Raw genomic sequence first — 20,434 nt, 5'->3', positions numbered from 1 at the left:
GGAGACGATTGTGCCCCTTCAGCCGGCGGGGTATCGGCGGATGGTCAGCGGATGGGGCGGTGCACGTTCTTGTGGACGGAGGGGCCGGGGGTGGCGTCGGCGATCCACGGGCCGTCGCCGGAGGGGTCCAGGACGCCTTCTTCCAGCCAGGTGTAGACCCCGCCGAGGACCCCCTCGACCACGGTGCGGTCCAGGTCGTCGGTGTTGGCCCACAGCCGGCCGAAGAGTTCCTCGACGCGCAGCCGGGACTGCCGGCAGAAGGCGTCGGCCAGCTGGTAGGCCTCGCGGCCGTGGTCGCCGGTGGCGCGCAGGTGCTCGGCGCGTACGCAGGCCGCGCTCATCGCGAAGAGTTCGGCGCCGATGTCCACGATCCGGCCGAGGAAGCCCTGTTTGGTCTCCATCCGGCCCTGCCAGCGGGACATCGCGTAGAAGGTGGAGCGGGCGAGTTTGCGGGCGCCGCGCTCGACATAGCGCAGGTGGGTGGCGAGGTCGGGGTGTCCGGCGGGGTGGAACGCGCGGTAGGTGCCCGGGACCTGACCGGCTCCGGTCGCCAGCTTGGGCAGCCAGCGGGCGTAGAACCCGGCGGCCCGGGCGCCCGCCTTCGCCTTGTCGGCGAGCGCCTTGTCGGGGTCGATCAGGTCGCCCGCGACCGACAGGTGGGCGTCGACTGCCTCGCGGGCGATCAGCAGGTGCATGATCTCGGTGGAGCCCTCGAAGATCCGGTTGATGCGCAGGTCGCGGAGCATCTGTTCGGCGGGGACGGCGCGCTCGCCGCGGGCCGCGAGGGACTCGGCGGTCTCGAAGCCGCGGCCGCCGCGGATCTGGACGAGTTCGTCGGCCATCAGGCAGGCCATCTCGCTGCCGTACAGCTTGGCCAGGGCGGCTTCGATGCGGATGTCGTTGCGGTCCTCGTCGGCCATCTGCGAGGCGAGGTCGACCATCGCCTCCAGGGCGAAGGTGGTGGCGGCGATGAAGGAGATCTTGGCGCCGACGGCCTCGTGCCGGGCGACGGGCCGTCCCCACTGCTCGCGCACCCCGGACCATTCGCGGGCGATCTTCAGGCACCACTTCCCGGCGCCGACGCACATCGCGGGCAGGGACAGCCGGCCGGTGTTGAGGGTGGTCAGGGCGATCTTCAGGCCGGCGCCCTCGGGGCCGATCCGGTGCGCGGCCGGGACCCGGACCTGGTGCAGCCGGGTGACGCCGTTCTCCAGCCCGCGCAGGCCCATGAAGGCGTTGCGGTGTTCGACGGTGACGCCCGGGGAGTCCGCCTCGACGACGAAGGCGGTGATGCCTCCCTTGTGCCCGTCGGACTTCGGCACCCGGGCCATGACGACGAGCAGGTCGGCGACCACGCCGTTGGTGGTCCAGAGCTTCACGCCGTCCAGGACGTAGGTGTCCTCCCCGTCCGGCACGGCGGTGGTGGCGAGGCGGGCCGGGTCCGAGCCGACGTCGGGTTCGGTGAGCAGGAAGGCGCTGATGTCGGTGCGGGCGCAGCGCGGCAGGAAGAGGTCGCGCTGTTCCTGGGTGCCGAAGAGCTTGAGCGGCTGGGGTACGCCGATGGACTGGTGCGCGGAGAGCAGGGCGCCGATGGCCGGGCTGACGGAGCCGACGAGGGCGAGCGCCTTGTTGTAGTACACCTGGGTGAGGCCGAGGCCGCCGTACTTGGTGTCGATCTTCATCCCGAGGGCGCCGAGTTCCTTGAGGCCGCGCACGGTCTCGTCGGGGATCTTCGCCTCGCGTTCGATGCGGGCGCCGTCCATCTCGGTCTCGCAGAAGGCCCGGAGCCGCTCCAGGAAGGCCTCGCCGCGCCGGACGTCCTCGGCGGCGGGCAGCGGGTGGGGATGGATCAGGTCGAGCCGGAAGCGTCCGAGGAAGAGTTCCTTGGCGAAGCTGGGCTTGCGCCAGTCCTGTTCCCGGGCCGCTTCCGCGACCTGCCGTGCCTCGCGCTCGGTCACCTTGGGCTGTGTTGCGGACATGCGCAGCTCACCTCGCCGCCGAATCGGATGATCAGGTGATTACCGGTCGGTGCTACCAGTGAGTCGTACCCGTTTCGGGCGCCCGGGAAAAGGGCCGCGACGGGGACGGCGGGAAATGCGGCGGGAAAACGGCAAAAGGGGACGGCCCGAACCCCCGCACAGTGGGTTCGGACCGTCGGCTCTCGGACGTACGGGAGGGCTCAGATGTCGAGGCCCGTAAGGACCAGGACGCGCTCGTACGTGTAGTCGTCCATCGCGTAGCGGACGCCTTCGCGGCCCACGCCGGACTGCTTGACCCCGCCGTACGGCATCTGGTCGGCGCGGTAGGAGGGCGCGTCGCCGACGATCACGCCGCCGACCTCCAGCTCGCGGTGGGCGCGGAACGCGGTCTGGATGTTCCGCGTGAAGACGCCGGTCTGCAGACCGAACTTCGAGTCGTTGACGGCGGCGAAGGCCTCGTCGGCGCCGTCGACCTTCTGCAGGGTCAGGACCGGTCCGAAGACCTCCTCGCAGGCCAGCTTGACGCCCGCGGGCAGCTCGGCGACCACGGTGGGCTCGTACGAGGCACCCTCGCGCTTGCCGCCCGTGAGCAGCTTGGCACCCGCGGCCACGGCCTCGTCCACCCAGGACTCGACGCGCTTGGCGGCGTCCTCGGAGACCAGCGGGCCGACGTCGGTGGACGCGTCGGACGGGTCACCGGTGACCTGGGCCTGGACCTTGGCGACGACCTTCTCGACCAGGCGGTCGTAGACGGCGGCGTCGGCGATCACGCGCTGCACCGAGATGCAGGACTGGCCGGCCTGGTAGTTCGAGAAGGTCGCGATGCGGGTCGCGGCCCATTCGAGGTCGGCCTCGGAGGACCAGTCGTCCAGGACGACGGCCGCGGCGTTGCCGCCCAGCTCCAGGGTGCAGTGCTTGTGGGGCACCGACTGCTGGATGGCGTAGCCGACGGTGTCGGAGCCGGTGAAGGAGATCACGGGCAGCCGCTCGTCCTTGACCAGGGCCGGCATCTTGTCGTTGGCCACGGGCAGCACGGACCAGGAACCGGCCGGGAGGTCGGTCTCGGCGAGCAGCTCGCCGAGGATCAGACCGGAGAGCGGGGTGGCCGGGGCGGGCTTCAGGATGATCGGCGCGCCGACGGCGATGGCCGGGGCCACCTTGTGGGCGCACAGGTTCAGCGGGAAGTTGAACGGCGCGATGCCGAGGACCGGGCCCTTGACGAAGCGGCGGGTCAGCGCGAGGCGGCCCACGCCACCGGCGTCGGTGTCCAGGCGCTGGGCCTCGCCGCCGTTGAAGCGGCGGGCCTCTTCGGCGGCGAACCGGAACACGGACACCGCGCGGCCGACCTCGCCGCGGGCCCACTTGATGGGCTTGCCGTTCTCGGCGGAGATCAGCTGGGCGATCTCCTCGGTGCGCTCGGTGAGGCGCTTGGACACGTGGTCCAGGGCGGCGGCCCGTACGTGGGCGGGCGTCGCCGAGAACTCCGCGGTCACGGCGTGGGCGGCCGCCACGGCCTCCTCGACCTGCGCGTCGGTGGGCACGCTGACGGTGCCCACCACGCGGCCGTCCCAGGGGGACGTGACGTCGAAGCTGTCCTCGCCGGTGGCCTGGCGACCGGCGAGCCAGAAGGCGTGGGTGGAAGTCATGGCGAATCCCGGCCCTTCGGAGTGTGTGCGGAGTCCTTGTCCCTCCCACCGTAGGACTCCGCCGCGGATTCGGCGCTTGTCCGGCGTGGAGTGGCGCCCGGCCGGGGTGCGCCGGTTTGTCAGGGGACGGCCTGGTCGTTCCCGTACCCGCGGTACGGGAGGCCGGTGTACGGGCCCGCGCGGGGTCAGGCCGGGGCGTCCGCGCCCGTGACCTTCAGGGCGAGCCACAGCTCCATCCGGACGTCCGGATCGTCCAGGGAGCGGCCCAGGATCTCCTCGACCCGGCGCATCCGGTAGCGCAGCGTGTGCCGGTGCACCCCGAGGTCGGCGGCGGCCGCGTCCCACTGCCCGTGCCGGGAGAGCCATGCCTGGAGGGAGGCGACCAGGTCGCCGCGGCCGATGGCGTCGTGGTCGCGCAGGGCCCGCAGCGTCCCGTCGGCGAAGGCCCGTACGGCGTCGTCGGCGAGCAGCGGCAGGACGGAGCCCGCCGCCAGGTCGTCGTGCTCGACCAGCGGGCGGCCGCGCCGCCGGGCGACGACGAGCGCCTGGTCGGCCTGTTTGTAGGCGGCCGCGGCGGTCGCGGGCCCGGCGGGCGCGGACAGGCCGACGACCAGCTCGTCCGGCTCCGGACCCGTGGATTCCCGGCCGCGCCGCGATTCGAGGGCTTCGGCGTGGTCGGCGACCGCCCCGGCGGCGGCGCCGCCGTCCGCGGCGAGGATCAGCAGCCGGTCCGGTTCGGTGACCACCAGCAGCGCTTCGCCGCTGCGGGCGGCCGCCGACTCGACGGCGTCGGCGAGCAGCGCGAGCCCTTCGGGCTGGGCCGTGCCGGGCAGGGCGGGTTCGGCGATGACGAGCCGGAAGGGCGCGTCGAGGAGTACGCCGTACAGGTCACCGGCGACGGCCCGTGCGTGGGCGGTCTCGCCGTCGAGCAGCAGTCGCAGGACGGCCGCGCCGAGCCGGGATTCGGCGTCGTGCAGGGACCGGGAGCGCTCGGTGGTGAGGGTGAGGAGGGCGACCGCGGAGTGCACGGCGTACCGCTCGGCGGTGCCGAGGGGGGCTCCCGTACCGACGGCGAGGGCGCCCCGGGCGCGGCGGCCGGTGCCCAGGGACTGGAGTTCGACGCGGTCCTCGGAGCCGCCGACGACGGCGCTGGCGGGGGCGGGCCGCTCGCGCAGCCGTTCCACGTCGGGGGTGAGCCGGGCGGCCCGGCGCGCGGCCCACTCGGGGGCGGCGGCGACGACCGCGCCGGAGGTGTCGTAGAGCGCGGCCCAGCCGTGCACGTGGGCGGCGAGCCGGGTGAGGAGTTCGGCGGGCCCGTCGGCGGAGAGCGCGGCCCGGGTCAGTTCCCGCTGGGCTTCGAAGCCCGCGGTGACGGCCCGGTACTGGTCGGCGGCCAGCGCCGCGGAGACGGCCTTGCTGATGGCGAGGAAGGGGGTCCGCCGGGGCACTTCCAGCAGCGGCAGGTCTTCGGCGCGGGCCGCCTCGACCAGCGCGTCGGGGACCGCCTCGTAGTTGACGCCGACGGCGAAGCCGAGGCCGACGACTCCGGCGGCGGCGAGCCTGCGGACGTAGCGGAGCATCTCCTCGGGGTCCTCCGCGTCCAGCTTCATCGCGGTGATCAGCAGCAGCTCGCCGCCCTCCATGTAGGGGACGGGGTCGGCCAGCTCGCTGACGTGGGCCCAGCGGACGGGGGTGTCCAGACGGCTCTCCCCCGCACGGACGCTGAGTTTGAGCGCCGAGTGCTGGACGAGCGAGGCGAGGGTGAGCGGCATCGGTTACCAGCGGCCTTAGCGGAGGGGGTTTTCGCCGTGTCGTATGAACGGCTCCCCTCGATTCTGCCACCCCGTACGGGTCGCGGAACCCTTTCAGTCGCGTCGCGGAACCCTTTCAGTCGAGGAGCGAGACCAGCAGCGGAGCCGCCCTCCCGCCGGCCACCGAGGTCAGCGAGAGCACGGCGTGACCGGGGGGCACGGTGTTGGCCAGTGCGGAGGCGGACCAGCGCTCCCGTTCCACCTGCCGCACGGTGACGGCGTCCGTGGTGACCGCCTTGCCGGTGATCAGCTTGCGCACCGTGTTGATGAACCGGGTCATCGGCTGGTCCGCGTACACGGTCCGGCTGGTGACGTCCCGGGTCTCCACCAGCTCCGTCCCCCAGGCGTCGGCGAACCACTTGCCGTCCCAGGTGGTCACCCCGGAGAAGGCCATCCGGCAGCCGACGGCGCCGAGCAGCGGGGTGCGCAGCTGTTCCGGTACGTCGTCCAGCGTGCGCAGGGTCAGCAGCACCCCGGCATTGGCCGAGCGCAGCCGCTGGATCCCGCGGACGGTTCCCGGGGTGAGGGTGTGCGAGGCGTCGTCGAAGGCGAGGAAGGCGAAGAGGGAGCGGTCGGCGCGGCCCGCGGCGGCGGCGGTGAACTGCGCGAGCAGCAGCCGGGCCAGCAGCCTGGAGGCTTCCGCGTGGCCCCGCTCGGGGAGGTCGACGCGGACCCGTACGGGGTGCTCCAGGGCGCGTACGGAGAAGGGCCGTCCGGCGCCGGTGGTGTCGAAGAAGCCGTGGAAGGCGGGCCGGTCGAGCAGCGCGACCCGGTCGGCGAGGGCGGGGCCGGGGTCACCGTGGACCCCGTGCTGCCGGGTCCGGGCGTCGAGTTCGCGCAGCATGTCCTGACGGCCGGCGGCCGCCAGCGCGGCGCGCAGCGGGTCGAGCGCGGCGGGGACCGCGTCGAGGAGTTCGCGCAGCTCCTGCACGGTGGGGAAGCGGTCGTACGCCGCCCGGAAGGGGCCGATGAGCTGCGCGAGGGCGGTGGCGCAGCGGCGTGCGTCGATGCCCGGCAGGTCACCGACGAAGCCTTCGGCGAGGAGCTGGGCGGCCTCGTCGGGGTCGGTGGTGCCGCCGTAGAGGTCGAGGTCGTGGACGGACGCGGGGTCGCCGGGCCGCACCACGATGTCGTAGGAGGCATCGGATCCGAGGGGCGATCCGGCGGCGGTGACGGCGATCAGCGCCGCTTCGCCGGCCAGCGCCTGGAGGGCCAGCGATTCGACGGCGGGGCGCACCAGCCGGGTGGTCTTGCCCGCTCCGGAGGGGCCGACGGCGAGCACCGAGGTGCCGAGGACCGTCGGATCCAGGGCGAGGCCGGTGCCGCGCCGTTCGTACGGGTTGGGCTCGGCGCCGGTCACCCGGCCGAGCCGGACCTGGCCGACGGTCAGGTCGTGGTCGGCGGTGCGGGTGGGCAGGTCACGGGCGCCGGACGGGTGGCCGCAGGCGGCGGCGCCCTTGTCCCGCACGGCCCGGGCGAAGGCGGTGCGGCGCGCGGGGTCCACCAGGACGGAGTCCCAGGCCCGGCGGATCCGGACGTGGTCGACGTCGTTCATCCGCCCGGCGGCGGCCTCGGCGGCCAGCCGGTCGGCGGCCTCCGCCAGCCCCGCGGCGCGCAGCCGCGGCCAGGCGGCGGGGTCGTCGGGGCCGCCCGGGACGGTCGGGAGGGGTGCGCGGGAGGGGGCGGCGGGGCCCGCCAGGACCGACTGCGCCAGGCCCGGCCAGTCGCCGAGCCGTCCGAAGACGAGGATGACGGGGAGGTAGATCACCGCGTAGAGGACGTAGGTGATGACCGAGGAGGCCGCTCCGCCGAGTTCCGCGTAGGGAAGGTGGGCGAAGGCGAGGGGGTAGACCGGCAGGACCTGGTTCTCGATCAGCGCGACGACGACGGCGGCCCCGGCGGCGGCGCCCAGCGCGCGGTACCAGGGGCCGCGGTCGGCGATCAGCCGGTCGAAGGCCGCGCGCCAGCCGCCGATCTTGGCGAAGCCGAGGAACAGGCCCACGGTGGCCAGCAGCTCGTAGACCTCCAGCGCCGCCTCGCCCCGGTGGTCGGTGGGGACGGACACGAGGCCCCGGGTCCACCAGCTGTCGGGGGTGAAGTAGTAGAGGGGAGCCCCGAGGAAGGGGAGCTTCCCGTCGAGGAAGGCCTGCCAGCACACGAAGAAGACGAGGAAGGCGACCACGACGCGGGTGAGCAGCGACCGGTCGGATCCGGCGGGCTTCGGTGCGACCGGGACGTGGCCGTAGCGCCAGACGCCCGGCTCCGCGATCGGCCGGGGGACGCGCAGCCACGCGGTGAAGGGTGAGACGGGTGCGCCGGGAGCCGGGTGGGCCCCGCCGGCCCCGCCGACACCGCCGGCCCCGGTCGGCGCGGGCGCGTACCCGGGCACGGGCGGCGGCGTCGGGGCCGCGGCCGGGCGCGGCGGGAGCGCCTTGGGAAGGGGCGGGGGCGGGCCGGCGGGCCGGGGGACCTGGGGCGCGCCCGGATCGGGTGCCGCGCCCGGATCGGGTGTGTCGTACGCACCGTGCGCGCCGTGCGTCCCGTCGGTGTCCATGAACCCCAAGCCCCCTGCCCGTTCGCCGCACTGCGTGCCGTGCGCGCGCTCAATCTAGTCGCCGGGGGTGGCCCGCGGCCCGTACCCCGTCATGATCCACGAGACACGTCCCGGATCCCTCCTATGGCCGCCACGGACAAGGACACGCGGGGACCACTCCCGTTCGGAGCATGCCGTACCCCCTCCCCCGGGCCTAGCCTGCGGACAAAGACACAAGTGCGTCCGAAAACACCCCCCAGGAGCCCCCTATGACCGCTGTCCCGCAGGAGCGCCGCATCGTCACCGCGATCCCCGGCCCCAAGTCGCAGGAGCTGCAGGCCCGCCGCCTCCGGACGGTGGCCGGTGGCGTGGGCTCCGTGCTCCCCGTCTTCACGGCCCGCGCGGGCGGCGGCATCATCGAGGACGTCGACGGCAACCGTCTGATCGACTTCGGTTCCGGCATCGCCGTGACCTCGGTCGGCGCCTCCGCCGAGGCCGTCGTGCGCCGCGCCTCCGCGCAGCTCGCCGACTTCACGCACACCTGTTTCATGGTCACGCCGTACGAGGGGTACGTCGAGGTCTGCGAGGCGCTGGCCGAGCTGACGCCGGGTGACCACGCCAAGAAGTCGGCCCTGTTCAACTCGGGCGCCGAGGCCGTCGAGAACGCGGTCAAGATCGCCCGTTCGTACACCAAGCGCCAGGCCGTCGTCGTCTTCGACCACGGCTACCACGGCCGCACCAACCTGACCATGGGCATGACGGCGAAGAACATGCCGTACAAGCAGGGCTTCGGTCCGTTCGCGCCCGAGGTCTACCGCGTCCCGGTCGCCTACGGCTACCGCTGGCCGACCGGCGGCGAGAACTGCGGCCCCGAGGCCGCCGCGCAGGCGATCGACCAGATCGTCAAGCAGATCGGCGCCGAGAACGTCGCCGCGATGGTCATCGAGCCGGTGCTCGGCGAGGGCGGCTTCATCGAGCCGGCCAAGGGCTTCCTGCCCGCGATCGTGAAGTTCGCCAACGACAACGGCATCGTCTTCGTCGCCGACGAGATCCAGTCCGGCTTCTGCCGCACCGGCCAGTGGTTCGCGTGCGAGGACGAGGGCATCGTCCCGGACCTGATCACCACCGCCAAGGGCATCGCGGGCGGTCTGCCGCTCGCCGCCGTGACCGGCCGCGCCGAGATCATGGACGCCGCGCACGCGGGCGGCCTGGGCGGCACCTACGGCGGCAACCCGGTGGCCTGCGCCGGTGCGCTCGGTTCCATCGAGACGATGAAGGAGCTCGACCTCAACGCCAAGGCGAAGAAGATCGAGTCCGTGATGAAGGCCCGTCTGACGGCGATGGCGGAGAAGTTCGACATCATCGGCGACATCCGCGGCCGCGGTGCGATGATCGCGATCGAGCTGGTGACCGACCGCGCGACCAAGGAGCCGAACGCGGCCGCCGCGGGCGCGCTCGCCAAGGCCTGCCACGCCGAGGGCCTGCTGGTCCTCACCTGCGGCACCTACGGCAACGTGCTGCGCTTCCTGCCCCCGATCGTGATCGGCGAGGACCTGCTGAACGAGGGCCTGGACATCATCGAGGGCGCGTTCACGGCCGTCTGAGACGGTCCGGACGACTCCCGGGGAGGGCGTCGCGAGCGCTCGGGCGAACACCCGAGCACGGCGCTCGATCCCCTGCTCGATCGATACCGGCGGTAACGGTCGGGCACTGTGAAGAAGGTGTGGGGGGCCGATGGCGGGAGCGCGTTCTCGCTGTCGGTCCCCCTTTCGCTGCCGTACGGTTTCTGCAGATGAGTGAAACAGCCCGCCCGCGAAATTCCACGGGCGACCCCGGCAACGGGCTTCCCCAGCGCCGTACCGGGCATGCGTTCGCGCACACTCCTCACCGATCGGACAGCCGTTCACTCCACACCCCCCGGGGTGGACGGCAACCCGGTCCGGGCGGCCGCCCCGGAACCACCCCCCCTGTTCCGGGACGGCCGGCCATTCGGTTCCCCCGCGCCCCGCGCCCCCTCTCGCCGCGCGCCCTGTGCGCCCTCGGCGCCGCATCGTGGGCCGCCTTCGCGCTGATCACCTGGCAGGTGCTGGCCTCGGGCCCGCTGCTCACCCCGGACGAACGGATCAGCCGCGCCGTGGTGCGCTCCGTCCCCGACGCGGTCACCGAACGCCTCGCCGACCTCGGCAACGTCCAGGTCGCCGTGCCGGTCCTGGTGCTGGCGATGGCGTACGCCGTCCGGCGCTCCCGGCGGTGGCGGCCCGCGCTCGCCGCCGCTCTCGCCATGGCCCTGGTCCCGGCCCTGGTCGTACCGCTCAAGGACTGGACCGCCCGGCCGGGTCCGCTGGAGCCGTGGGCCGCCGGGTACTTCCCCTCCGGCCACACCGCCACCGCGGCCGTCGCCTACCTGGGCGCCGCCCTGCTCGTACGTCCGTACGCCCGCCGCCCGTGGCCGACGGCCGCGGCCCTGCTGCTCGCGGGGGCCACGGCCGTCGGTCTGGTGCTGCGGGGGTTCCACTGGCCGCTCGACGTGCTGGCCAGCTGGCTGCTGTGTCTGCCGCTCCTGCTCTGCGTGGGCGCGGTCGGTGCGGTCAGCCGAAGTACGCGTGGAAGTTCTTCGAGAACTCCCAGCCGCCGAACCGGTCCCAGTTGACCGACCAGGTCATCAGGCCGCGCAGCGCGGGCCGGCTGCCGTGGGTCTGGTAGCTCCCGCAGTTCGTCTTCTTCGTCAGGCAGTCGAGGGCCTTGTTCACCTCGGCGGGCGCGGTGTACCCGTTGCCCGCGTTGGTGGTGGCCGGGAGGCCCATGGCGATCTGGTCCGGGCGCAGCGGCGGGAAGACCCGCGCGGTGTCGCCCGCGACGGGGAAGCCGGTGAGCAGCATGTCGGTCATGGCGATGTGGAAGTCCGCGCCGCCCATCGAGTGGTACTGGTTGTCGAGGCCCATGATGGAACCCGAGTTGTAGTCCTGGACGTGCAGCAGGGTGAGGTCGTCGCGCAGGGCGTGGATGACCGGGAGGTAGGCCCCGGCGCGCGGGTCCTGGCCGCCCCAGGGGCCGGATCCGTAGTACTGGTAGCCGAGCTGGACGAAGAAGGTCTCGGGGGCCATGGTCAGGACGAAGGCCGGGCCGTACTTGGCCTTGAGGGTCTTGACCGCGGCGATCAGATTGACGATCACCGGGGTGGTGGGGCTGCGGAAGTCGGTGTCACCGGTGGCCAGCGAGAGCGAGTGGCCCTCGAAGTCGATGTCGAGGCCGTTGAGCCCGTATTCGTCGATGATCTTGCTGACGGAGGAGACGAAGGTGTCCCGGGCGGCCGTCGTGGCGAGCTGGACCTGGCCGTTCTGGCCGCCGATGGAGATCAGCACCTTCTTGCCCGCCGCCTGTCTGGCCTTGATCGCCGCCTTGAACTCGGCGGGGCTCTCCACGCCCGGGCACTCGCTGACCGGGCAGAGCTGGAAGCGGATGTCGCCCGAGGTCACCGAGGTCGGTTCGCCGAAGGCGAGGTCGATGACGTCCCAGGAGGCGGGTACGTCGGCCATCTTGAGGTAGCCGGAGCCGTTGGCGAAGCTCGCGTGGAGGTAGCCGACCAGGGCGTGGGCGGGCAGGCCCGGGGTGCCGGGGTTCCCGCCGCCGGTGGTGGTGCTCGCCGAGACGGCCGCGCCGCGCGGGGACTCGCCCGCCGCGTTCTTGGCGCTGACCTGGAAGGAGTACGTCGTGGACGCGGCCAGACCCGTGACGGTCGCCGAGGTCCCGGTGACCGCGAGCGGCGCCGCGCCGTCCCGGTAGAGGGTGTACCCGGTGGCTCCGGCAACGGCCGACCAGGACAGGGTCAGGGAGTTCGCGGTGGCGCCGGACGCGGTCAGGCCGGTGGGGGCGGCCGGGAGCTGCGGCTGGCCGGTGCCGCCGGGGTCGGGGCCGACCAGGCTGAGGTCGTCGGTGAGGACGGGCCCCTGGCCGTACCAGCCGTGGGTCCAGACCGTCACCGAGGTGGTGGCGGGGCCGGTGCGGAAGGTGGTGGTCAGCCGCTTCCAGGCGCCCGGGGACTGGGTCCAGGTGGACACGTCGGTGGTGCCGGTCCCGGTCGCGCCGAGGTAGGCGTACCCGCCCTGCACCCAGGCGCCGAGCGTGTACGCGGAGTCCGGCTTGACGGTGACGCTCTGGGCGCACTGGGCGAAGTCCTGGCCCGCCGGGGTGGCCTTGAGGGCGGAACTCCCGCCGTGGACGGGGCTGGTGACGACGGCTCCGCTGCCCGCCGAGCAGTTCCAGCCGTCGAGGCCGGACTCGAAGCCGCCGTTGCGGGCGAGATCGGCGTCAGCGGCCGCGGCGGGCGGCCCCGCGGTCAGCAGACCGGCCACCGCCAGGGCGGTGGCCGTAAGTACGGACAGTCTTCTGCGCACAACTGCCTCCGGTGCATGGGGGGATGGAGGGGTGTGGGGGGTGTCGCGGCGCTCAAGATGGTCCAGACCAATGCTCTTGTCAAGGCTTGCGGCCCTCCTTCGCCGACGCGGCCCCCGCCACCTGCGCCGCCGCCTCGTGCATCGCCAGCTCCAGCACCGCCGGATCCGTGAGCGTGCCGTGCCCGTCCGGCACCACCAGCCAGCGCACCCCGCCGGTCGCCCGCCCCGGGTACGGGACCACGATCCAGGTGCCGCGCCCGGCGCCGCGCACGCCCGTACCGAGCCAGCGCGAGGCGGTGCCCGCGGGCACGAAGAAGCCCAGCCGGGCGTCGCCGAAATCGGCGAGCACCGGGCCGGGCTTCTCGATGAGCAGGTTCAGGACGTCGAGGGTGGCCTGGCCCAGCTCCCCCGGCAGGATCAGCACGTCCCAGCGCCGTCCGGCGGGCAGCAGCGTCACCCCGAGGGGGTTGTGCTCCCATTCCCGCCGGCAGGCGTCCGGGTCCGGCGCCACCGATACCAGCCACTCCACTGCCGTCTTGGTCCCCGGGACTGTCATCGCCCGGCCTCCGATCGCTCCGTCGTCGAGGAAGGTCCTCGTCCGGAGAGAGCGGCGCCGGGGGCGATGATGACGCGGGTTCCGTTACTCCTTGGTAGTGAAGCGGGTCACACGGCGCTGACGGTTGTGCGCCGGGCGCGTGATCAGCTGTCGAAGCCGAGGCCGAACCGGTCCAGCGTCTTGAGCCAGAGGTTGCGGTGCCCGCCCCGGGCGTCGGAGCGCGCCAGCGACCACTTGGTCAGCGCGATCCCGGTCCAGGCGAACGGCTCGGGCGGGAACGGCAGCGGCTTGCTGCGCACCATCTCCAGCCCGGTGCGCTCCCCGCGTACGCCGTCCAGCAGGTCCAGCATCACGTCCGCGCCGAAGCGGGTGGCCCCCACTCCGAGCCCGGTGAACCCGGCGGCGTAGGCCACCTTGCCCGCGTGCGCGGTGCCGAAGAACGCCGAGAAGCGCGAGCAGGTGTCGATCGCCCCGCCCCACGCGTGGCTGAAGCGCAGGCCCGCCAGCTGCGGGAAGCAGGTGAAGAACTGCTCCGCGAGCTTGAGGTAGGTCTCGGGGCGGTGGTCGTGCGCCGCGTCGAGCTTGCCGCCGTAGGGGTAGATGGCGTCGTAGCCGCCCCACAGGATCCGGTGGTCGGAGGTGATCCGGAAGTAGTGGAACTGGTTGGCGCTGTCGCCGAGCCCCTGCCGGTTCTTCCAGCCGATGGCGGCGAGCTGCTCGGCATTGAGCGGCTCGGTCATCAGCGCGTAGTCGTAGACCGGCACGGTGAACGGGCGGATCCGCTTGACCAGGCTGGGGAAGATGTTGGTGCCGAGCGCCACCCGGCGCGCGAAGATCCGCCCGTAGGGGGTGCGTACGGCCATCCCGGCGCCGGCGGCGGTCAGGTCCAGGCCGCGCGTGTTCTCGTAGATCCGCACGCCGAGGCCCAGGCAGGCCCGCTTGAGGCCCCAGGCAAGCTTGGCCGGGTGCAGCATGGCCACGCCCTCGCGGTCCCAGAGGCCGCCGAGGAAGGTCGGGGAGTCGACCTCGGCGCGCAGCGCGTCGCGGTCCAGCCATTCGGAGCCGTCGGCGAGGCCGAGGCGGCTCGCTTCCTCGTGGAGTTCGCGCAGCTCCGCGACCTGGTGGGGTTCGGTGGCGACGTCGATCTCACCGGTGCGTTCGAAGTCGCAGTCGATGGAGTAGCGGGCGACGGCGGCCTCGATCTCGTCGAGGTTGCGGGCGCCCAGCTCCTCCAGCTTCGCGAGTTCGCCGGGCCAGCGGGCGAGCCCGTTGGAGAGGCCGTGGGTGAGGGAGGCGGCGCAGAAGCCGCCGTTGCGGCCCGAGGCGGCCCAGCCCGCCTCGTGGCCCTCGATCAGGACGACGTCCCGGCCGGGGTCGCGCTCCTTGGCGATGAGCGCGGTCCACAGCCCGCTGTAGCCGCCGCCGATGACCAGCAGGTCACAGCGCTCGTCGCCGGTGAGGGCGGGCTCGGGGGCGGGCTTGCCGGGGTCGTCCAGCCAGTACGAGACCGGCAGTGCTTCGGAAAGGGATCGTGCAGCGGTGCGCATGGCAACTGGGGCCATGTCTTCCAACTCCCTACGGAATGCTGTTACTTGGACTGCGCCTCAGGTGGCCTGGGCCCTATTTGGGCTGGGCCTTCTTGCGGCGGTTGCCGATCGTCATGCCGGCGAGGACCACCAGCACCGCGATGACGAACATCGCCGTGCCGATGACGTTGATCTGCACGGGCGTACCGCGCTGAGCCGAACCCCACACGAACATGGGGAAGGTGACGGTGTTGCCCGAGTTGAAGTTGGTGATGATGAAGTCGTCGAAGGAGAGCGCGAAGGAGAGCAGCGCGCCCGCCGCGATGCCGGGGGCGGCGATCGGCAGGGTGACCCGCACGAAGGTCTGCACGGGTCCCGCGTAGAGGTCGCGGGCGGCCTCCTCCAGCCGCGGGTCCATCGACAGGACACGGGCCTTGACGGCGGCGACGACGAAGCTGAGGCAGAACATGATGTGGGCGATCAGGATCGTCCAGAAGCCCAGCTGGATGCCCATGTTGAGGAAGAGCGCGAGCAGCGAGGCGGCCATCACGATCTCGGGCATGGCCATGGGCAGGAAGATCAGCGAGTTGACCGCGCCGCGCGCCCGGAACCGGTAGCGGACCAGGGCGAAGGCGATCGCCGTGCCCAGGACGGTCGCGCCGAGGGTGGCCCACACGGCGATCTGGAGGGACAGCGAGAGGGAGCCGCACATGTCGGCGACCCCGCAGGGGTCCTTCCAGGCGTCGAGCGAGAACTCCTGCCAGGCGTAGTTGAACCGCCCGGTGGGGTTGTTGAAGGAGAAGACCGTGACGACGATGTTGGGCAGGATCAGGTAGGCGAGCGTGCCGAGGCCCGCGATGACCACGAGATCGCGCCGGAGCCGGGTGAAGAGAGTGCTCATCAGACCAGGTCCTCCGTTCCCGCTCGGCGGATGTAGACGGTGACCATGACCAGCACGATGGCCATGAGGATGAAGGACAGCGCGGCCGCGGTCGGATAGTCGAGGATCCGCAGGTACTGCGACTGGATCACGTTGCCGATCATGCGGGTGTCGGTGGAGCCGAGCAGTTCCGCGTTGACGTAGTCGCCGCTCGCCGGGATGAAGGTGAGCAGGGTCCCCGAGACCACGCCCGGCATCGACAGCGGGAAGGTGACCTTGCGGAAGGTGGTGAAGGGGCGGGCGTACAGGTCCCCGGCCGCCTCGTGCAGGCGGGTGTCGATCCGCTCCAGCGAGGTGTAGAGCGGCAGGATCATGAAGGGGAGGAAGTTGTACGTCAGACCGCACACCACGGCGAGCGGCGTGGCGAGCACCCGGTCGCCCTCGGTCATCCCGAGCCAGCTGGTGACGTCCAGGAACCCGATCTTGTTCAGGACGCCGACCACCGGACCGCCGTCGGCCAGGATCGTCTTCCAGGCCAGGGTGCGGATCAGGAAGCTGGTGAAGAACGGCGCGATGACCAGGATCAGCAGGAGATTGCGCCAACGTCCCGCCCGGAAGGCGATCAGGTAGGCCAGCGGGTAGCCGAGCAGCAGGCACAGCGCGGTCGCGGTGCCCGCGTAGAGCAGCGAGCGCAGGAACTGCGGGTAGTACTGGGTGAAGGCGTCCCAGTAGGTCTGGAAGTGCCAGGTGACCTTGAAGCCCTCCTCCAGGGAACCGGTCTGCACCGAGGTGGAGGCCTGGTAGACCATCGGGAGGACGAAGAAGACGAGCAGCCACAGGATGCCGGGGAGCAGCAGCCAGTACGGGATCAGCCGCTTGCGCACGGAGGGCTTGTGGACCGGGGGCTCCGCGGCCGCCCGGGGCGGGGCTTCGGTGGCGGTCATACCCCCTCCTCCACCGTCAGCGCGCCCGCGTCGATGTCCTGGTCCGCGTCGAGGCCGAAGGTGTGCTCGGGGTTCCAGTGGAGGATCACCTCGGCGCCGGGGGCCAGGCGCGCGTCCCGCTCGATGTTCTGGGCGTAGACCTCCAGCTCGGGGCAGACCGGGCTGTCGATGATGAACTGCGTGGAGACCCCGATGAAGGAGGAGTCGACGATCCGGCCGGGGACCTTGTTGCGGCCGGCCGCGATGGTGTGCTCCTCGTCCGCGTGGGCCAGGGAGATCTTCTCGGGACGCACGCCGACCAGCAGCTTTCCGCCGGTGCGGGGCGTGGTCGAACATCGCGCCGCGGGCAGCCTGAGCTTGGTTCCGGCCGAGCTGACGGTGATGTCGGCGGCGCTGCTCTCCAGGACCTCGGCCTCGATGAGGTTGGAGGTGCCGAGGAAGTTGGCGACGAAGGTGGTGCGCGGGTTCTCGTACAGCTCGGCGGGGGCGCCGAGCTGCTCGACCCGGCCGCCGTTCATCACGGCGACCGTGTCGGCCATGGTCATGGCCTCTTCCTGGTCGTGCGTGACGTGGACGAAGGTGATGCCCACCTCGGTCTGGATGCGCTTGAGTTCCAGCTGCATCTGGCGGCGCAGCTTGAGGTCGAGGGCGCCGAGCGGCTCGTCGAGGAGGAGCACCTGGGGGTGGTTGATCAGGGCGCGGGCGACGGCGACGCGCTGCTGCTGGCCGCCGGAGAGCTGGTGCGGCTTGCGCTGGGCGAACTGGCCGAGCTGGACCAGTTCCAGCATGTCGTCGACCTGCTTCTTCACGGACTTGATGCCGCGGCGGCGCAGCCCGAAGGCGATGTTCTCGGTGACGTCGAGGTGGGGGAAGAGCGCGTAGCTCTGGAAGACGGTGTTCACCGGGCGCTTGTACGGCGGGAGGTGCGTGACGGCGGTGTCGCCGAGGTGGACCGTACCGGTCGAGGGCTCCTCCAGTCCGGCGATCATCCGCAGGGTGGTGGTCTTCCCGCAGCCGGAGGCGCCGAGCAGGGCGAAGAAGGAGCCCTGGGGGATGGTGAGATCGAGCGGGTGCACGGCGGTGAAGGAGCCGTAGTGCTTGCTGATCCCGGTGAGGCGGACGTCGCCGCCCTCGGTCTTGTCAGTCATGGAGGGATCCCGGAGTTGGGTGCGGTCAAGGGGCCGGAACGGGAGCCAGGGGCCGGACCTGCGGGTCGGCCGGAGGCGCGGTCGGCTAGGCGCCGATGAGCTTGGTGAACTTCTCCTCGTACGCCGTCTCTTCCTCACTGCTGAGGGAACGGAAGGCGTGGGACTTGGCGGTCATCGCCTTGTCCGGGACGATCAGGGTGTTGTCCGCGAGCGCCGGGTTGATCTTGGCGAGATCGTCCTTGACGCCTTCGACGGGGCAGACGTAACTGATGTACGCGGCCAGCTGGGCGGCGACGGGCAGCTCGTAGTAGTAGTCCATGAGCTTCTCGGCGTTCGCCTTGTGCCGGGCGTGGGCCGGGACCAGCATGTTGTCGCTGGAGGTGATGTAACCGGCCGCGGGGATCGCGTACTTGATGTCGGGGTTGCCCGCCTGGAGCTGGATGATGTCGCCCGCCCAGGCGAGGCAGGCCGCGATGTCGCCCTTGTCGAGGTCCGCCGTGTAGTCGTTGCCGGTGAAGCGGCGGATCTGCTTGCTGTCCACGCCCTTCTGGAGCCGGCCGATGGCGCCGTCGAAGTCCGCGGTGGTGAAGTTCGCCGGGTCCTTGCCCTGGTCGAGGAGGGTCATGCCGACGCTGTCGCGCATCTCGGTGAGGAAGCCCACCCGGCCCTTGAGCGTGGGGTCGTCCAGGAGCTGGGTGACGGAGTCGACCTTCTTGCCGTCGGTGGCCTTGGCGTTGTAGGCGATGACGGTGGAGATGCCGGTCCAGGGGTAGCTGTAGGAACGGCCCGGGTCCCAGTCGGGGCTGCGGAACTGCGGGGACAGGTTCGCGAAGGCGTGCGGGAGCAGTGCGGGGTCGAGCTTCTGCGCCCAGCCGAGCCGGATGATGCGCGCGGCCAGCCAGTCGGTGACGACGATCAGGTCGCGGCCGGTGTCCTGGCCGGCCGCGAGCTGGGGGCGGATCTTGCCGAAGAACTCGACGTTGTCGTTGATGTCCTCGGAGTACTTGACCTTGATGCCGGTGCGCTTGGTGAACTCGTCCAGCGTGGGACGGGTCTTCTGGTCGTCACTGGTGTCCATGTACTCGGTCCAGTTGGAGAAGTTGATCTCCTTCTCCTGGGCCGAGTGGTCGTCCGAGGCCGCCTGTTCGCCGGTCCCGGCCCGCTTGGCGGGCGGGATGCCACAGGCGCTCAGCGCCGAGAGGCCGCCGAGGGTGAGCGCTCCGACACCGGAGGCACGCAGCAGCGAACGGCGGGTCAGGGCGCCGCGCCCGCTGGTGAGACTGCGCCGCATCGCGGCGAGCTGCGCCGCCGAGAGGCGGTCGGGCTCGAACTGCTCCATGAGCTGTGCCCTTTCGGGAGGGGTGGGCCGCTGGTCAGGCAGCGATGGTTATCTGTCCCCGAAGATCGTGCGGTGCCAGTCCTTCTCGGCGACCGCGGTGATGTCGTACATGATGTGCTTGACCTGCGTGTACTCCTCGAAGGAGTAGGCGCTCATGTCCTTTCCGAAACCGCTGGCCTTGTAGCCCCCGTGGGGCATTTCGCTGATGATCGGAATGTGGTCGTTGACCCAGACGCAGCCCGCCTTCAGCTCGCGGGTGGCCCGGCCGGCCCGGTAGACGTCGCGGCTCCAGGCGGAGGCCGCGAGGCCGTACGGGGTGTCGTTGGCCAGCGCGATGCCCTCGTCGTCACTGTCGAAGGGCAGGACCACGAGCACCGGGCCGAAGATCTCGCACTGCACGACCTCGCTGTCCTGGGCCGCTCCGGAGATCAGGGTGGGCCGGTAGTAGGCGCCGTCGGCGAGGTCCCCGCCCGGGATCTCGCCACCGGTGACGACCGTGGCGTAGCCGCGGGCGCGCTCGACGAAACCGGCGACCCGGTCGCGCTGCGCGTGCGAGACGAGCGGGCCCAGGTCGGTGGAGGGGTCGAAGGGGTCCCCGAGCCGGACGGTCTCCATCAGTTCGGCCACCCGGGCGACGAAGGCGTCGTGCAGCGGGCGCTGGACGTAGGCGCGGGTGGCCGCCGTGCAGTCCTGGCCGGTGTTGATCAGCGAGGCGGCGACCGCACCGTGCGCCGCCGCTTCCAGGTCCGCGTCGTCGAAGACCAGGAAGGGGGCCTTGCCGCCCAGCTCCAGGTGGAGCCGCTTGACGGTGGCGGTGGCGATCTCGGCGACCCGCTTGCCGACCCCGGTGGAGCCGGTGAAGGAGGTCATGACCACGTCGGGGTGGCCCACGAGGTGCTCGCCCGCGGTGCGGCCCGCGCCGGTGACGATGTTGATCACGCCGTCGGGGATCCCGGCCAGCTGGGCCGCCTGGGCGAACATCAGCGAGGTCAGCGGGGTCAGCTCGGCCGGCTTCAGGACGATCGTGTTGCCCGCGGCGATCGCCGGGAGGATCTTCCAGGCCGCCATCTGGAGCGGATAGTTCCAGGGGGCGATGGAGCCGACCACGCCGATCGCCTCGCGGCGCACGGCAGAGGTGTGGTCCCCCGAGTACTCGGCGGCGGCCTGCCCCTGGAGGTGCCGCGCGGCGCCCGCGAAGAAGGCGGTGTTGTCGATGGTCCCCGGTACGTCGAACTCCGTGGACAGTTTCACCGGCTTGCCGCACTGCAGGGACTCCGCGAAGGCGAAGTCCGCGGCCTGCTCGGCCAGTACGCCGGCCAGCCGGTGCAGGGCGTCCGAGCGCTCGCCCGGGGTGGCCCCGGACCAGCCGGGGAAGGCCCGCTTGGCGGCGGCGACGGCCTCGTCGACATCGGCCGTGCTCGCCAGTTCGTAAGTGAGGACCTCGTGGCCGGTGGCCGGGTCGACGACGGTGTGTGACGCGCCCGAGGTACCGGCTCTCAGCCGGCCGTCGATGTATTGCGCGCCGTCTGCGAATCGGTCTTTGACCTGGAAGCGGTTGCCCATCGCGCTCTCCGTAGCTACAGCTCGAATTGAGTGCCGATCCTGGCAGAGGGGCTGCCCTCCGCCAAGTGATTCCGTTGTTGCCTTTTGATTACGCGACGGAATCGGTCGACCATGT

At 71.8% G+C, this 20,434-nt stretch carries 14 protein-coding genes; 2 read left to right on the top strand and 12 right to left on the bottom strand.

Annotated features, from left to right (window positions below; genetic code table 11):
* Positions 1-44: 44 nt before the first annotated feature.
* The 4 genes from OHS33_RS26570 to OHS33_RS26555 all read right to left on the bottom strand — a co-directional run bounded on the left by OHS33_RS26570 (position 45) and on the right by OHS33_RS26555 (position 7,990).
* A complete protein-coding gene (locus OHS33_RS26570) occupies positions 45-1,979 on the bottom strand; it encodes an acyl-CoA dehydrogenase family protein (RefSeq protein ID WP_330332918.1) in 1,935 nt (644 codons plus the stop codon).
* Positions 1,980-2,179: 200 nt separating this feature from the next.
* Positions 2,180-3,625: an aldehyde dehydrogenase family protein gene (locus OHS33_RS26565; protein WP_330332917.1), complete on the bottom strand. Its 1,446-nt coding sequence runs from the start codon at positions 3,623-3,625 to the stop codon at positions 2,180-2,182.
* 185 nt (positions 3,626-3,810) lie between these two features.
* On the bottom strand, positions 3,811-5,397 hold the full coding sequence (locus tag OHS33_RS26560; protein WP_330332916.1) for a PucR family transcriptional regulator: 1,587 nt from the start codon (positions 5,395-5,397) through the stop codon (positions 3,811-3,813).
* A gap of 115 nt (positions 5,398-5,512) precedes the next feature.
* A complete protein-coding gene (locus OHS33_RS26555; protein ID WP_330332915.1) occupies positions 5,513-7,990 on the bottom strand; it encodes an ATP/GTP-binding protein in 2,478 nt (825 codons plus the stop codon).
* A 248-nt stretch (positions 7,991-8,238) separates the two neighbouring features.
* On the opposite strand from OHS33_RS26555, the gene gabT reads away from it, so the two are divergent.
* Entirely contained in the window at positions 8,239-9,573 is a 1,335-nt protein-coding gene (gene gabT / locus OHS33_RS26550; RefSeq protein ID WP_330332914.1) for a 4-aminobutyrate--2-oxoglutarate transaminase, read from the top strand.
* Between the two features lie 188 nt (positions 9,574-9,761).
* Complete coding sequence (locus OHS33_RS26545) at positions 9,762-10,619, top strand: phosphatase PAP2 family protein (protein ID WP_443065355.1); 858 nt, start codon at positions 9,762-9,764, stop codon at positions 10,617-10,619.
* Here OHS33_RS26545 and OHS33_RS26540 read toward each other — a convergent pair.
* The 8 genes from OHS33_RS26540 to OHS33_RS26505 all read right to left on the bottom strand — a co-directional run bounded on the left by OHS33_RS26540 (position 10,558) and on the right by OHS33_RS26505 (position 20,319).
* Positions 10,558-12,363, bottom strand: coding sequence for a chitinase (locus OHS33_RS26540; RefSeq protein ID WP_330332912.1), 1,806 nt, complete (start codon positions 12,361-12,363; stop codon positions 10,558-10,560). The two genes, OHS33_RS26545 and OHS33_RS26540, sit on opposite strands and share 62 nt — an antisense overlap.
* A 79-nt stretch (positions 12,364-12,442) precedes the next feature.
* Complete coding sequence (locus tag OHS33_RS26535) at positions 12,443-12,919, bottom strand: hypothetical protein (protein WP_330332911.1); 477 nt, start codon at positions 12,917-12,919, stop codon at positions 12,443-12,445.
* A 143-nt stretch (positions 12,920-13,062) separates the two neighbouring features.
* The gene (locus OHS33_RS26530) at positions 13,063-14,481 is read right to left on the bottom strand and encodes an NAD(P)/FAD-dependent oxidoreductase (RefSeq protein ID WP_330332910.1); all 1,419 of its coding nucleotides are present in this window, start codon (positions 14,479-14,481) and stop codon (positions 13,063-13,065) included.
* A 58-nt stretch (positions 14,482-14,539) separates the two neighbouring features.
* A complete protein-coding gene (locus tag OHS33_RS26525) occupies positions 14,540-15,346 on the bottom strand; it encodes an ABC transporter permease (RefSeq protein ID WP_330332909.1) in 807 nt (268 codons plus the stop codon).
* Positions 15,346-16,269 (bottom strand): ABC transporter permease, encoded by a 924-nt coding sequence (locus OHS33_RS26520; RefSeq protein WP_330332908.1) that lies wholly within the window; start codon positions 16,267-16,269, stop codon positions 15,346-15,348. Before OHS33_RS26520 ends, OHS33_RS26525 begins: the two co-directional genes overlap by 1 nt.
* Positions 16,266-17,417: an ABC transporter ATP-binding protein gene (locus OHS33_RS26515; RefSeq protein ID WP_330332907.1), complete on the bottom strand. Its 1,152-nt coding sequence runs from the start codon at positions 17,415-17,417 to the stop codon at positions 16,266-16,268. Before OHS33_RS26515 ends, OHS33_RS26520 begins: the two co-directional genes overlap by 4 nt.
* Positions 17,418-17,502: 85 nt before the next feature.
* On the bottom strand, positions 17,503-18,756 hold the full coding sequence (locus OHS33_RS26510) for an ABC transporter substrate-binding protein (RefSeq protein WP_330332906.1): 1,254 nt from the start codon (positions 18,754-18,756) through the stop codon (positions 17,503-17,505).
* A 48-nt stretch (positions 18,757-18,804) separates the two neighbouring features.
* On the bottom strand, positions 18,805-20,319 hold the full coding sequence (locus OHS33_RS26505) for a gamma-aminobutyraldehyde dehydrogenase (RefSeq protein WP_330332905.1): 1,515 nt from the start codon (positions 20,317-20,319) through the stop codon (positions 18,805-18,807).
* Positions 20,320-20,434 lie beyond the last annotated feature (115 nt).

The organism is Streptomyces sp. NBC_00536 (assembly GCF_036346295.1).
In the GTDB taxonomy this organism is placed as follows: Bacteria; Actinomycetota; Actinomycetes; order Streptomycetales; family Streptomycetaceae; genus Streptomyces.
This window is presented reverse-complemented; position numbering and strand designations above follow the sequence as displayed.